Annotated in this window: 14 protein-coding genes; 1 reads left to right on the forward strand and 13 read right to left on the reverse strand. The window is 38.7% G+C overall.

The window, feature by feature from the left end; genetic code table 11:
* Window positions 1-26 precede the first annotated feature (26 nt).
* From sigK to mtaB, 10 genes are all read right to left on the reverse strand, one after another.
* Window positions 27-656: an RNA polymerase sporulation sigma factor SigK gene (sigK, locus tag EHLA_RS09560; protein WP_096240562.1), complete on the reverse strand. Its 630-nt coding sequence runs from the start codon at window positions 654-656 to the stop codon at window positions 27-29.
* A gap of 58 nt (window positions 657-714) precedes the next feature.
* Window positions 715-1938 carry a peptidase U32 family protein gene (locus EHLA_RS09565; RefSeq protein ID WP_096240564.1) on the reverse strand — a complete coding sequence of 408 codons (1224 nt, stop codon included), beginning with the start codon at window positions 1936-1938 and terminating at the stop codon, window positions 715-717.
* Window positions 1939-2038: 100 nt separating this feature from the next.
* Window positions 2039-2689: an O-methyltransferase gene (locus EHLA_RS09570; RefSeq protein WP_096240566.1), complete on the reverse strand. Its 651-nt coding sequence runs from the start codon at window positions 2687-2689 to the stop codon at window positions 2039-2041.
* The gene (locus EHLA_RS09575; protein ID WP_096240568.1) at window positions 2686-3051 is read right to left on the reverse strand and encodes an endolytic transglycosylase MltG; all 366 of its coding nucleotides are present in this window, start codon (window positions 3049-3051) and stop codon (window positions 2686-2688) included. The genes EHLA_RS09570 and EHLA_RS09575 overlap by 4 nt, the downstream gene beginning before the upstream one ends.
* A gap of 122 nt (window positions 3052-3173) precedes the next feature.
* On the reverse strand, window positions 3174-3563 hold the full coding sequence (locus EHLA_RS09580; protein ID WP_096240570.1) for a YlbF family regulator: 390 nt from the start codon (window positions 3561-3563) through the stop codon (window positions 3174-3176).
* 3 nt (window positions 3564-3566) lie between these two features.
* Window positions 3567-5231 (reverse strand): ribonuclease J, encoded by a 1665-nt coding sequence (locus EHLA_RS09585; protein ID WP_096240572.1) that lies wholly within the window; start codon window positions 5229-5231, stop codon window positions 3567-3569.
* A gap of 122 nt (window positions 5232-5353) precedes the next feature.
* On the reverse strand, window positions 5354-5641 hold the full coding sequence (locus EHLA_RS09590; RefSeq protein ID WP_096240574.1) for a DUF1292 domain-containing protein: 288 nt from the start codon (window positions 5639-5641) through the stop codon (window positions 5354-5356).
* A 39-nt stretch (window positions 5642-5680) separates the two neighbouring features.
* On the reverse strand, window positions 5681-6118 hold the full coding sequence (ruvX, locus tag EHLA_RS09595) for a Holliday junction resolvase RuvX (RefSeq protein ID WP_021907230.1): 438 nt from the start codon (window positions 6116-6118) through the stop codon (window positions 5681-5683).
* Between the two features lie 2 nt (window positions 6119-6120).
* On the reverse strand, window positions 6121-6378 hold the full coding sequence (locus EHLA_RS09600) for an IreB family regulatory phosphoprotein (RefSeq protein ID WP_005350395.1): 258 nt from the start codon (window positions 6376-6378) through the stop codon (window positions 6121-6123).
* A 54-nt stretch (window positions 6379-6432) separates the two neighbouring features.
* Window positions 6433-7785: a tRNA (N(6)-L-threonylcarbamoyladenosine(37)-C(2))-methylthiotransferase MtaB gene (gene mtaB / locus EHLA_RS09605; RefSeq protein WP_096240576.1), complete on the reverse strand. Its 1353-nt coding sequence runs from the start codon at window positions 7783-7785 to the stop codon at window positions 6433-6435.
* Window positions 7786-8040: 255 nt separating this feature from the next.
* On the opposite strand from mtaB, the gene EHLA_RS09610 reads away from it, so the two are divergent.
* The gene (locus EHLA_RS09610) at window positions 8041-8277 is read left to right on the forward strand and encodes an HPr family phosphocarrier protein (RefSeq protein WP_021907228.1); all 237 of its coding nucleotides are present in this window, start codon (window positions 8041-8043) and stop codon (window positions 8275-8277) included.
* 82 nt (window positions 8278-8359) lie between these two features.
* Here EHLA_RS09610 and thiI read toward each other — a convergent pair whose 3' ends face one another.
* The 3 genes from thiI to EHLA_RS16635 form a co-directional block, all read right to left on the reverse strand.
* Window positions 8360-9544 carry a tRNA uracil 4-sulfurtransferase ThiI gene (gene thiI, locus EHLA_RS09615; RefSeq protein WP_096240579.1) on the reverse strand — a complete coding sequence of 395 codons (1185 nt, stop codon included), beginning with the start codon at window positions 9542-9544 and terminating at the stop codon, window positions 8360-8362.
* 96 nt (window positions 9545-9640) lie between these two features.
* Complete coding sequence (locus EHLA_RS09620; RefSeq protein WP_096240580.1) at window positions 9641-10789, reverse strand: cysteine desulfurase family protein; 1149 nt, start codon at window positions 10787-10789, stop codon at window positions 9641-9643.
* Between the two features lie 355 nt (window positions 10790-11144).
* Window positions 11145-14417, reverse strand: coding sequence for an Ig-like domain-containing protein (locus tag EHLA_RS16635; protein ID WP_242970710.1), 3273 nt, complete (start codon window positions 14415-14417; stop codon window positions 11145-11147).
* Window positions 14418-14570: the final 153 nt, after the last annotated feature.

Below are 14570 nucleotides of genomic sequence, written 5' to 3' on the forward strand. Positions count from 1 at the left end.
TTTCTCATTCTTCGCATTTTCGTAAGTTACATATATTCTTCATAACTGTTTCTAAGCTTTTCTAACGCTTTTTTCTCAATACGGCTTACATACGATCTGGAAATTCCCATCATTGCCGCTACTTCTTTTTGCGTGTGTGGTTTATTTCCACATAATCCATATCGTTTCAAAATAATCGTCCGTTCCCTGCTGTCTTCTAACAAAAAGACTTCCTGCTCAAGATGACTGAGATAATATTTGTGAAGATACTGATCCACCAACGCCGCCTCATCCGTAGAAATAATATCAAGAAGACTGATGTGGTTTCCTTCCTGATCGGTACCAATTGGTTCATATAAAGATACTTCTCTTAGAATCTTCTTTTCCTGGCGAAGCATCATCAAAAGCTCATTCTCTATACATCTGGCAGCATAGGTTACCAACCTTCCACCCTTATCCAGATCAAATGTATTTACTGCTTTGATCAATCCGATCGTGCCGATGGAAATCAGATCATCCAGGTCTCGGTCTGGTGAGTTATATTTCTTTACAATATGGGCAACCAGCCTGAGATTATGCTCAATCAATTTCTCTTTCGCCTTCTCATCTCCGTTACGGTACATTTTAAGATAATATCTTTCTTCTTCCACCTTTAATGGCTTCTTAAATGACCGCATACAACGCTCCGAAACCCGTTTTCCTTACATTATATGCACGACAGGATGGACACTGTTCCTACTCTTTTCTTCGAAGCAGATACCCCTTCTCTAATGCTTCCCCAAAGTTGATCCAGATTTCCTGTTTTGGATGTGGTGCAGATTCTACTGCATGACGATCTTCATCTTCCATACCAAGTACTTTGAGATCTCTGTTACTTCCGTCTGGAATCATCACTTCAATTGTTTCTCCTACAGAGAATTTATTTCTCTGGTAAATCTTGCACCAGCCATTCTCATCAACATCCTGCACGATTCCGATATACGTATACTCCTTAATATACGTATTTGCATCATAAATCTGGGAATTCTCGTCTGTTTTTCCATAATAAAATCCTGTAGTAAACTGACGATACGTGCATTTTGCGATTTCTTTACGGTAATAATCCAAATTCTTTTCAAATAATTCCGGAGAAGTCTTATAATCGTCGATTGCTCTTCGATACGTTCTTGTAACAGCCGCCACATAAAGTGCTGTCTTCATACGTCCTTCAATCTTCAGACTATCCACTCCAGCCTCAAGCAGATCCGGAATGTGTTCGATCATACAAAGATCTTTTGAATTAAAAATATAAGTACCTCTTTCATTCTCTTCCACCGGAAGATATTCACCCGGACGGCTTTCTTCCATAACATAATATTTCCAGCGGCATGGATGTGTGCATGCTCCCATGTTTGCATTTCTTCCGGTAAAATAGTTACTAAGCAGACATCTTCCAGAATGAGAAATACACATTGCTCCATGAACAAAGGCTTCGATTTCCATATTTTCCGGAATATTAGCACGAATCTCTGAAAGCTCTTTTAACGATAATTCGCGGGCTGCCACAACACGACTTGCTCCCTGTGCATACCAGAAATTATATGTTGCATAGTTTGTACTATTTGCCTGTGTACTGATATGTCTTTCAATATCCGGACATTCTTCTTTTGCTATCATAAACACGCCCGGGTCAGAAATGATCAATGCATCCGGTCCGACTTCCTTTAATTCTCTAAAATACTCCCGTATTCCTTCTAAGTCTTCATTATGTGCCACAATATTAGCTGTAACGTATACTTTTACTCCATTTTCATGAGCAAACTTTATACCTGCTTCCATATCTTCTCTTGAAAAGTTACGGGCTTTTGCACGAAGACCGTACATTTCTCCACCAATATATACTGCATCCGCGCCGTAAAGTACTGCTGTCTTTAATACTTCTAAACTACTTGCCGGTATAAGTAATTCTGTATTTCTCATTATATCCCTTTCTTTCTGTTCTGCTTATAGACGATCATTATGGTATCGCCTGTATTATCATTTTTATTGATTATCTTTATTTTAATTTTCTTTTTTAATTTTAATCTTCTTTTTTAACACTGATTGCCATGCCATCTCCGGTTTCAAGAATAACGGTATCGATTGCTTCATCATGGGTCAGTGCATATAAATACTCTCTCATTCGATTATGAATCGTGTGATTCCGTCGTTTAATACCATAACGGGACTCAAAAATGTCTCCGTCCTGAAGCACGTTATCTGACACTAGGATTCCTCCCGGAGCTAAAAGCCTCATCACTTCCGGCATAAAATGAATGTATTGTCCCTTTGCCGCATCCATGAAAATAAAGTCCCAGCTTCCGGACAATTCTTTTAAAACTTCTGCCGCATCTCCTGCAATTAACGTAATCTTATCTTCCATTCCTGCAAGAGCGATGTTTGCCTTCGCCCGTTCAATACGTGGCGGATAATTCTCTATTGTTGTTATGTGTGTATTTTTTCCGGTATTTTCACCCATAAAAACCGAAGAAAATCCTATGGCAGCACCTACCTCAAGAATTCTCTCCGGTTTTTTAATTTGCAGTAGTATTCGAAGAAGCTCGCCTGTCTCTTTACGGATAATCGGCACATCATCCCTGACTGCCTCTTTCTCAATCATATGCAAAGCCTCAGACCCTCTGTCTACTCCAAAGGAACGAATGAAATCCAGAACTCTCTCTTCTGTGATCACTGTAGCTTTTCCTCCTCATGGGTTAACTGTTTTAATATATCTGACGGCTTCGTGGAAGAAGAAACCCGATATTCTCCCGGACGGATATTCTCATATCCGTTCATACATCGAAGAGATATGGCAAACAGATATGCATTATCTACGATTCCCTGTTCTGCCAGATCCTTAGAGATATCCAGAAGGGATTCCTTCTCCTCCACAACCAGTACAGTCTCTCTTGCTTCCTGTGGCTTGTTCTTTGCCTTGTCTTCAAAAATAGCACGACCAAACCCACTCATTCGCACAAAGAGCAGAACAAAAAGAAGCAGAATAAAAATATATGCTAATGTCTTTATAATGATGTGCATTACTCTTTCCAACATGATTCTTTCTCCTTATTCTTGCTCCTTTTATTCTTAATATATCTCAGAAACATATCCCGGAATCCTATGTGCCTGATTTTATAAAGCGCATAAGTAGACTTCCCGTATTCATCTGTCTTTTATTAAACTTCATCCATATAGGACAGATCCAGCTTGATATCCTCTGCGATACCATCATATACAATTCGCATCAGCTTGCACATCCGCTGTTCTGCGGAAAGGAAATCTACCACCACTGGTTCTGTCAGCACATCCTTATATTCCGAATGAAGCGACTCCATTCTTTCAAAGTACTGTTCCTGTTCTCTTTCCAGCTGTAAATGCAGGCTTTTTCCACGAAATTCTTTAAACTTATGATACAGCTCTTCCTGTGCTTTCAGAACTGCCAAATCCTTTTGATAACACTTGTAATCTTCTGTATGGCAGATCATATTCGTCAGCTGCTTCGTACTCTGACAAATATCTTCTGTATCAGGAAAGAACGGTATTGATAACTTTCCTTCATTCATCATGTTCTACACTTCCATAATGATCGGAAGAATCATCGGACTTCTCTTCATCTTCTTCCATATATAATCTCCGAGATCGTCGCGGATAGCGCCCTTAATGCGGCCCCAGTCTGTAATCTTCTTCGCATTGCAATGCTCTAACGTATTCGTAACAACACTCTTTGCCTCTTCCATGAGCTTCTCGCTCTCTCTTACATAAACAAAGCCTCTTGAAACGATATCAGGTCCCGCTAAAAGCACTCCATTATAACGGTCAAGTGTAACTACTACGATAAATAATCCGTTCTGTGACAAATGCTGACGATCACGAAGAACGATATTACCGACATCTCCAACACCGAGACCGTCTACTAAGATTCCCTGTGCCGGTACATGACCGGTTACCTTCGCCTGCTCTTTAGAAATGGTCAGTACATCACCGGACTGCAGAATCATAACATTCTCTTTTGGAATTCCCATCTCAACCGCAAGATCTTTATGTCTCTTCAAATGACGATACTCCCCATGTACCGGGATAGCATACTGTGGCTTTGTCAACGTGTAGATAAGCTTAATCTCTTCCTGACAGGCATGTCCGGAAACGTGTGTATCCTGGAAGATAACACTCGCTCCCTTCTTGGCAAGCTCATTCATTACTTTTGATACTGCCTTTTCATTACCAGGAATCGGATGAGAACTGAAAATGATCACATCACCCGGCTTAATAGAAACCTTGCGGTGTGTGGAAGCTGCCATACGGCTTAATGCTGCCATTGTCTCTCCCTGACTTCCTGTTGTGATAAGCACGAGCTGCTCATCCACGTAATTCTTCATCTGTTCTATGTCAATCAGCGTATTATCTGGAATCTTAATATAGCCAAGCTCTGCCGCCGTAGAAATTGTGCTGACCATACTTCTTCCTTCGATTACTACTTTCTTTCCACAACTATATGCACAGTCTATGATCTGCTGTACACGATCTACATTGGAAGCGAAAGTTGCCACGATAATACGATGATCCTTATTCTCATCAAAAAGATGGCGAAGCGTTCGCCCAACGGTTCTTTCTGAAGGAGTATATCCTTCTCTCTCAACGTTTGTACTCTCGCACATCAGTGCAAGAACACCTTTCTTTCCAAGTTCCGCAAAACGTCCCAGATCGATTGCATCTCCGAATACCGGTGTGTAATCAATCTTAAAGTCACCGGTGTGTACGATAATTCCTGCCGGTGTATAGATAGCAAGAGCTGCCGCATCACTGATACTGTGGTTCGTTTTGATAAATTCTATACGAAATCTTCCCAGATTAATAGACTGGCCATGTTTAATGACCTTTCTTCTGGTTGTTCTTAAAAGATTATGCTCTTTTAACTTATTCTCAATAAGTCCCATTGTAAGCTTTGTCGCATAAATAGGCATATTCAGTTCTTTAAGAGCATAGGGAATCGCACCGATATGATCTTCGTGTCCATGGGTAATTACAAGTCCCTTTACCTTAGATGCATTCTCTTTCAAATAGGTAATATCTGGTATAACTAAATCGATTCCCAACATCTCATCGTCCGGAAAAGCCAGACCACAGTCTACTACAATAATACTGTCTTCATACTCAAACGCAGTAATATTCATACCGATCTGCTCTAATCCGCCGAGAGGTATTATCTTTACTGATTGATTTCCTGTTGTTTTCAAATTATAACCTCCGTTCTACTATTCACTTGTCCATAGCAGAAAGTACGGCTGCATAGAATAAAACGGACAATCCCTTTCTGCAAAAGTATCCGCCGTTTTATCCTCACACAAACGTCTGCCTGCTACTCTACTTCAAAATCAGTATCCTCCATCAGCTGTTCAAATACTTTTGATACTGATATCAGTTCCTCCTCATCTTCAACCATCTCATAGGCTGCCATTTCTTCTTCGTCCTCTGAGCCAGCGGCTCCCTTCATAATATAGACAACAACATCCTCTTCTTCCGGATCTGCACTTCCGTCTTCTACTAACAGATAGTGAAACCCATTAAGGGTTGTCTGTTCAAGGACATAGAATTCCACTTCTTCTCCGTCTTCGGTCACAAATGGAATGCTTGCATAATCATTCATAAAAAACCTCTTTCTTCCGTACTTACATCCGTTCTTTGCTTACTTTTCCGGAATTGGATATGCATCCATATAACTTTGCAGGATCAGAGTTGCCGCCATCCAGTCAATACGTTCTTTCCTGTTCTCACGACGCACTCCGCCCTCCTGTAAAATTCTTTCAGACTCCATCGTAGTCAGTCTTTCATCCCATAAGACTACTTCCAATCCGGTTCTTCGCTGCAGCATCTCCTGAAACTCTTTCGTTTCTTCTGCTCTTTCTCCTAGCGTATTATTCATATTCTTTGGCAATCCAAGCACAATTCTGCTCACTTCGTATTCTTCTGCTAATGCTTCGATTCTTGCCAGGGTCTGGCGCAGCTTCTTGTTCGACTTTCTTGTGATCGTCTCCACTCCCTGCGCAGTAATACCCAAAGCATCACTGACTGCCACGCCTACTGTCTTTGTCCCGTAATCAAGACCCATCCATCTTTCTTTCATAATTACTTCAACTGAGTATCAATATAATTTTCGAATAAAACTTCAAGAATCTCATCACGCTCCACCTTCATAATCAGGCTTCTTGCATTCTTATGACTGGTAATATAAGTCGGATCTCCAGACATAATATAACCTACGATCTGATTCACAGGATTATATCCTTTTTCCGTTAATGCTTCGTACACATCTTTCAAAATAGATGCCACATCGTATTCCTGTTCTTTAACCACATGAAAAAACTGTGTATTATTTCTACCCATGTCTACCTCCTTCTAGCAGATTTACAATCAATAAATATTTTACTATGAGTGACATTAAAATTCAATCGAAACTTTTCCGTACAGTAAATTTTCATCAATAAATCCTTGAATATCTACTACAATTACTTCATTTTGTCTTAATTTTGTATCATTTTCCGACAATTCCACCGCAACTTTCACATAATGAGCAGTATATCCCTGGAAATATTTTTTACCATTCTTCTCTACGATTTCTTCTAAAAGTACTTTTTCTTTTCTTCCAACATACCATTTTTCAAATTCCGATTTATGGCGCTTTGCCATCGCAAGAAGTACATCGGAACGCTCTGTCTTTACCTGCTCCGGCACATGACCGGACATCTTCTGCGCTCTTGTTCCCTCTCTTACAGAATACTTGAAAATATGCATTTCGTAAAGATTAATCTTTTCAAGATATGCTCTTGTTTTTTCAAACTCTTCTTCTGTCTCCCCGACAAAACCGGCAATAACATCGGTAGTCAGCGCCGGATGCTCATAATATGTCCTTAAAATATTTAAGGCTGTCTCATATTCCTCCGTTGTATATTTACGATTCATACGCTTTAACGTTTCATCACAGCCGCTCTGTAAGGAAAGATGGAAGTGTGGACAGACTTTATCACACGCTCTTAATTCCTTTACAAATTGTTCTGTAATAATTCGTGGTTCCAAAGAGCCAAGACGAATCCTTTCAATATCCTCTATCTGCTGTATTCTCTGAATCACATCAAGAAGCGTTATATCCCCCAGATCTTTACCATAAGAACTTAAATGAATTCCGGTAAGCACGATTTCCTTATATCCCTGTGCTGCCAGATTCTTTACCTCTTCAATAACTTCTTCCGGGTTTTTGCTGCGGATTCTTCCTCTTGTATAAGGAATGATGCAATAAGAACAAAACTGATTACATCCATCCTGTATTTTAATATATGCTCGTGTATGCTCATTTACTTTATGAATTGTCAAATCTTCATATTCTTTTGTATGGTTAATATCAATCACTTCAGAAACTAACGGAACCTGCTGTTCTTCTTCTTTTACTGCAAAATATTCCTCAAGGATCTGTGCAATATCCTTCTTTTTATTATTACCAACAAGGATGTCTGCCATATTTTTCTCCGCCATTTCTTTTTCTGCAGCCTGTACATAACATCCTGCCGCTACGATCACTGCATCCGGATTATTCTTCTTTGCCCGGTGGATCATCTGACGGCTCTTTCTGTCTGCCATATTTGTAACAGAACAAGTATTTATAATATAGACATCTGCTGTCTCTTTAAAACTGACAATGTCATATCCATTCTTTTCAAGAATTTCTTCCATCGCATCGGTCTCATACTGATTTACCTTACAGCCTAGTGTAAGAAATGCCGCTCTTCTTTTGCTCATATATAAAATCTCCTTTTTCCGTTTCTCCTTTTCTGCTCTAATACACTCTCGGAACCTTTTATCATTTTATTCTCACACGTTACCTTCTTTATCATATAAACATATATAAAAAAATCAACAGAAAAGAAGGACAATAAATTACCCTTTATTATTAGATAATATTTTCCAAATTCTCCTTAAATCTATTGACTTTTTTACACTAAAAAGGTACTATATTATTAAAAATATATAGACATTTTAAGGAGGAACGTATACATGAAAACGATTAAAATCTCTTTAAATTCCATCGACAAGGTAAAAACATTTGTTAATGTTATCAATCGCTTTGATGCAGAATTTGATTTAGTTTCCGGTCGTTACGTTATTGATGCAAAATCTATCATGGGAATTTTCAGCTTAGATATTTCTAAACCTATTGATCTGAATATCCATAACGCTGATAATCTCGATGAGATCATGGAACAGTTACAGCCATATTTAGTAACTGAATAATTCTATTGCACAGTTACATAATGTATGAAATCAACCGAGGAAAATACTTTATTTTCCCCGGTTTTTTTAATACATTTTTCAATTAATGTGCATTAATCTTAATCTCTTCTGTTGTCTCGATCGCTGTTTTCATCAATTCATCAATACAGTCATCAAGATTTCTCTCAGAGCGTTTGATCACATCTAATCTCGGCTTGGTAACCGGATGTTTTGCCACAAAGATCGTACAGCAATCTTCATATGGAAGAATAGATGTCTCATATGTTCCAATCTTTTCTGCCACTTTTACAATTTCATTTTTATCAAGTCCGATACATGGACGGAATACCGGCATCTGACAAACCTCATTCGTCACATACAGACTGTGCATCGTCTGACTGGCAACCTGTCCGATACTTTCTCCTGTAACAAGAGAAAGACAGTTATCCTGATTAGCAAAATGTTCTGCAATCTTCATCATATAACGGCGCATAATAATCGTAAGCTCATCATGTGGACACTTCTCATAGATTGCCATCTGAATATCTGTAAAGTTAACGACATGCAGAGTGATCGGTCCTGTATACTTTGCGATTTCTTTCGCTAAATCTACAACCTTCTGTTTTGCTCTCTCACTTGTATAAGGAGGTGCATGGAAGTAAGTTGCATCGATACTTACCCCTCTCTTAGAAATCATATAGCCTGCCACAGGGCTGTCGATACCACCGGAAAGAAGAAGCATTGCTCTTCCGTTTGTACCAACCGGCATTCCCCCTGGTCCTGCGATTTCTCTGGAATAAATATATACCTTATCACGAATCTCCACTGTAAGCATAACATCTGGATTGTGTACATCAACACTTAAGTCCTCAAACTTCTCTAACAATCTCTCTCCAAGACGGGCTGCCGCTTCCATAGAAGGAATCGGATACTTTTTATCTGCTCTTCTTACATGTACTTTAAAAGAAAAATGCTTGTCTGCATAATCCTCATCAACATATTTTTCTACTACTTCTGCAATCTTTTCAAAATCTTTATCTTCTTCCACTACGATCGGACAGATTCCTGCAATACCAAATACATGGCTTAAACTTTCCACTGCCTCATCAAAATCATATTCTTCTAATGCATGTACAAAAATACGTCCGGATTCTTTTCGGATAGCAAACTCTCCAACCGGTTTTAATGCATACTTCATCTGACGAACAAGGGCATCTTCAAAAAAGCGGCGGTTATTTCCCTTGATTCCTATTTCCGCATATTTAATCAAAAATGCTTTAAATTCCATAAATATCTCCTTCTTTATATGTTGTACTCTCGTAGTCTTTCTTGTCACAAAATGAAGCACAAAAAGATTCCGAGAGTACATTATGTTCTAATTGTTTTATCGTCTTGTAAATCTCCGAAGCATCGGTAATAACTCCTTTAATGCCTCCACACAAATATCTGCTTCTTCTACTGTATTAAAAATAGAGAATGAAAAACGAAGCGTCGATTCATAGTATTCCTTTGTAAGGCCAATGCCCTTCAAAGTACCGCTGACTTCCGGTTTATTAGATGAACAGGCAGAACCTGCCGATACATAAATCTCACGTTCTTCTAATGCGTGAAGAAGCACTTCACTTCTTACTCCTAAAAAGCTGATACTCGCCACATGCGGAGCATCTCCGGAATTATCCTTCACTTCTGGAATCTCCTCCATCACTCTTTTTATAAAATGCTCCTTTATCTCTCTGATATGTGCGATCTTTTCCTCATGATTCTCATAAATCAACTCTGCCGCCTTACCAAGACCTGCAATCCCCGGCACATTTTCTGTTCCGGAACGCATTCCCTTCTGTTGATTTCCACCCCAGATGATCGGCTTTATCTTTGTTCCATTCTTAATATAAATAAATCCGATTCCCTTTGGACCATGAATCTTATGTCCACTTACAGAAATCATATCTGCTTTCCATTTCTTAGGGTAACAATTCAACTTACCATATGCCTGAATACAATCGGTATGGAATAAAATCTTTGGATCAAAAGACTTTACAATCTTTCCAATCTCCTCAATCGGTTCGATGGCACCAATCTCATTATTCACGCACATAATAGAAACCATCAACGTATCTTTACGAAGCGCCTTCTTTAAAGCCTCTAAATCTACGATTCCATGTTCATCGACAGGAAGATAGGTCACTTCAAATCCCTCATCTTCCAAAAAAGATAATGGATTATATACAGAAGCATGTTCAATACAGCTTGTAATAATGTGCTTTCTCTCTCTTTTATTTGCAAATGCAGTGCCGATCAATGCAAGATTATTCGCCTCTGTACCACCAGAAGTAAAATAAATCTCCTTTGGATCAACTTTCAGACTCTTTGCGATAATCTCTTTCGCATGATTGACATACTTCTCTGCATCAAATCCTTTCATATGCATAGAAGAAGGATTCCCATACTCTTTCTCAAGTACCTCATCCATAATCTCACGCACCTGCGGCAGCGCTCTTGTGGTCGCTCCATTGTCAAAATAAATCTCTGACATTCTCGTTTACAACTCCTTCAAAAAATATATTATGTCTTATTGTTTTTTCATTCCATTCTCTATACTCAAAAAAGCAGCCATAAAAAATGGCATAATCGTATATAAACATAACATAAAATGAGAGAGAAGTAAAATGGATTTTGCGGATAAACAGACGAAAATGAAAAAGGATACTCCCCTCAAGCTGTAAAGATAGTCGTTCGAGCAAAATGCTTCACCGCATTTTCACTCACTCCGACATTACATCTTGAGGGCAGTATCCTTTTTCATTTTCTGTTTGTTGGCTCTCCAAAGTCATTTTACTGGCTGTTAGAGAAGAAGTGGTTAAAAATTCAAGAAAACCTTGATATTATAATTATTTTACCTTGATTTTAAAGGTTGCTTTTTTTCCGCTTCCGTCGGTTGCCATAGCGGTAATCTTTATAGCTTTTCCTTTGGCGGTCTTTTTAGTTTTGACTACACCTTTGGCATTAACAGTGGCATATTTTGTGTTGGAGGATGTCCACTGTAACTTTTTATTCGCTTTCTTTGTAGCAGTTACGTTGGCTTTTAATTTTAAGCTTTTTCCTGCTTTAACAGTTTTCGCTCCTGTAATTTTCACCTTCTTTACGATTCCTTTCATGGAAGTTACTTTCCAGGATGCGGAAACTCTGCTGCCATCAGTCGCCGTTGCCGTAATCGTTACCTTTTTCCCTCCGGTTTTCTTTTTCACTGTTACAACACCATTTGCATTTACTGTCGCTACTTTTGGATTTGAGGAAGTCCAGATTATCCTTTTGTTCGTTGCTGTATTTGGATAAACTGCAGCTTTTAAAGTAACTTTCTTTCCCTGCGCAATCTGCTTGGAAATTCCGGCAATTTGAATAGAATTTACTTTTATCTGGCGATTTGAAATATCGTTTGGTTTATCTGTATTGTCATCTTTCTTGGAATCGTCTGGTTTCGGTTTGTCTGTAGTATCATCCTTCTTGGAATCATCCGGGTTTGGTTTGTCTGTGTTATCATCCTTCTTGGAATCATCCGGGTTTGGTTTGCCTGGATTAACCGGCTTAGTTTTATTCCATGAGAATTCCAGATATCCTGTATTATCTGCAGTTTCCTGCTCTTCTTCTTTTGGTGTGACAACACAAATTAAAGATGCCGTTCCCTCTTCTCCTTCTAACACATTTTCAGGAATGGTATACGTCTTTATAACTGTTTCTCCTACAGCTAATGCCGAACCTTCACCAGTATAAATCGGTGTATCTTCTTCTGAATTAAGATAAAATGCAATGGACAAACCTGTAATTGCTTCATATCCAGTATTCTTCATTGTAACTGCAACCTGGTTATTCTCTTTTTGTTCTACATTTGCAATCTGTATATTGGCATAACCATAAGTTGTAGAGCAACTGTTGTTTGTTGTATCTGCCTCATGATAAGAAGGTGTTACTGTCAAAGTTACTTTTGTTTTTTGTATGCTTGCTGGTAAATGAGCAGTTACTGTACATTCTTTTTCTTCTCCAGATGCTATATTTTCAGATACTTCACCTGAATAGAGGACATTTTCCTTCTCATCCTTTATTACTGCCTCAAAAGAATTCATTTCTTTTTGGCTGTTATTTAAAACAGAGAAAGCAAAGTCGGCATTTCCATCTGGAACAATTTTATCGGAATCATAAGCAAGGTACTCCCCACAGATAAGGTCTGCATAGCTATCTAAAGTATCTACTTTTAATGTACCTTTATCAAACTGCACACCGTCTTTTGTAACGTCTAAAAGATTCTGGGCAGCCATTACATTTCCTTCTTCATCTAAAGAAATGCTCATGCTTCTTATGTAGGAATTATCGTCTGAAATCTGAACAGATTCTCCCCAATTGGACTCACTGCCTTTTACCATCCAGAGTGTCTGCTTTCCACTCTCATCTACCTGACGATAGACAATTATATAAGAATCTCCATTCTTCACTACTTCGTAATCACTCAGGTTCAGTGAACATTCGCCTTCCTCTTTTCTTGTGGCAAGATCCCAGTAACAGATTCCATCTTCTTTTGTCGCAAATAATTGACCATCTGCAATTTTTAAATTAGAAAATTCTTCATCCGTAGAAATTGATTTTACATCTCCTGATCCGGTCGATACATAAATTTTGCCGATATCATCATCAGAACTTGTTTCTTTCCACGCCATGTATCTGCCATCTTTACTCATTACGAAATCAGATACGGTATCTGTAGTATATCGGATAGATTCCTTATCAACAACACCGCCGCCCACATCTTCTACTCTGTAAATAGAATTACTTCCTTCTGACAGGAAATAGGAATTTTCTGTGTTTTCTACCCACGCATAGCATAACTGATCCTCATTACCCCCAACACTATACATCATTTCATATACGGAATTTGTATTACCACTTCCCATATAATCTTCTTCTGTTTTTAATTTATCTGGAAAAGAAAAGTTTTCTCCGTCAAATTCCGCAGTATATAAATCCATCTGACGTAATGTATCATCCAAGGTATCTTCTGCATACACCTGTCCATTTGAACGTGAAAATACAATATTTACCTTTCCGTTATTCTCCACTGCTGAAACACTGCCGCAAAGACAGCCTCCATCCTCAAGAAGCTTTGGCTCGCCCCAGCTTTGGCCATCATATACACAGTAATAGATGGCAACATTATTCTTCTTATCTTTTTCTGGATTATCATCGTTCCAAATTAAAAGCTTTTTACCATTAGTGAAAGAAATAAGCTGCGGTGCACTATTTGGAAAACAATTTTCCTTTTCAAAGGTTCCATCCAATGCGTATGCCTGGATACTATTCTCTGTATCCTTTAGATAAGAACGGTCTGTTAACGTCATCTCCGACTCATCAATTACGCTTTTGGCACGCTTTTGTATACTGCGCATCTTTGCCTTGCTCTGTGCCGGATAGAATTGATAATCTCCGAAATCATGTTTTAAATTATCTTCTGTCAAATCATAGTTAAGTACAGCAATATTAATTTTTGCCGTCAGATTTCCGGTAACTTCCAGAGAATCTTCCAAAGATGCTACAGGGAACTTCAGTTTGGAGTTCATCTTTCCAGTTAATGTACCTTCTGCATAAGTTCCGCCTCTCTTACTTCCAATTCCAATCGCACCTTCTAATGTACCATTAATTGCAAGACTTCCAGAAAATACAAACTGCTTTGCATTGTTGTATTTCAGTTCGAGATTACCTGCACTGTCAACTCCTACTCCTATTCTTGTATATACCGCTGAAAACGGTGGGTTCCAGTGGAATGTATAATCTGCGCCAGTCTTCATCTCTGTCACGATTCCACCTTTGGAAAATACTGGTTTCCCACTTCCACAGGAAAATTCTAAATATCCTGCTACAGACGCACTTGCCTTAAGGCCAAGACTTGCATTCTGTTTTTTCAGCTTTCCTCGCAGTTTCGAATAGTCGTTCCAAAGTTTGGTTGTAGTTACTTTTTTACCCGTTGCATCCTGATAGAGATTCTTTACTTTCCTGTAGGATTCACTCCAATACGCTGTTTTATTGCCATCAGGACCGATTACCGCACTATCATCCATCTTTTTAAAACCGATCAGAACTTCCACAGTTTTATTTTCTTTATTATAAACTGCCTGCACAGAATCCCCCACAGAAAGCTTTACATCTGTTTTGCATAGTTTTCGTGATTAGTTTATTCTAACAATCTTCCATAATCACTGTTCATCCCATTTTTATCTTACGATATAATCTGATTTCGTAAGTTATTAATGGACGTCTACACAATATACGTG

The organism is Anaerobutyricum hallii (assembly GCF_900209925.1).
Lineage (GTDB): Bacteria > Bacillota > Clostridia > Lachnospirales > Lachnospiraceae > Anaerobutyricum > Anaerobutyricum soehngenii.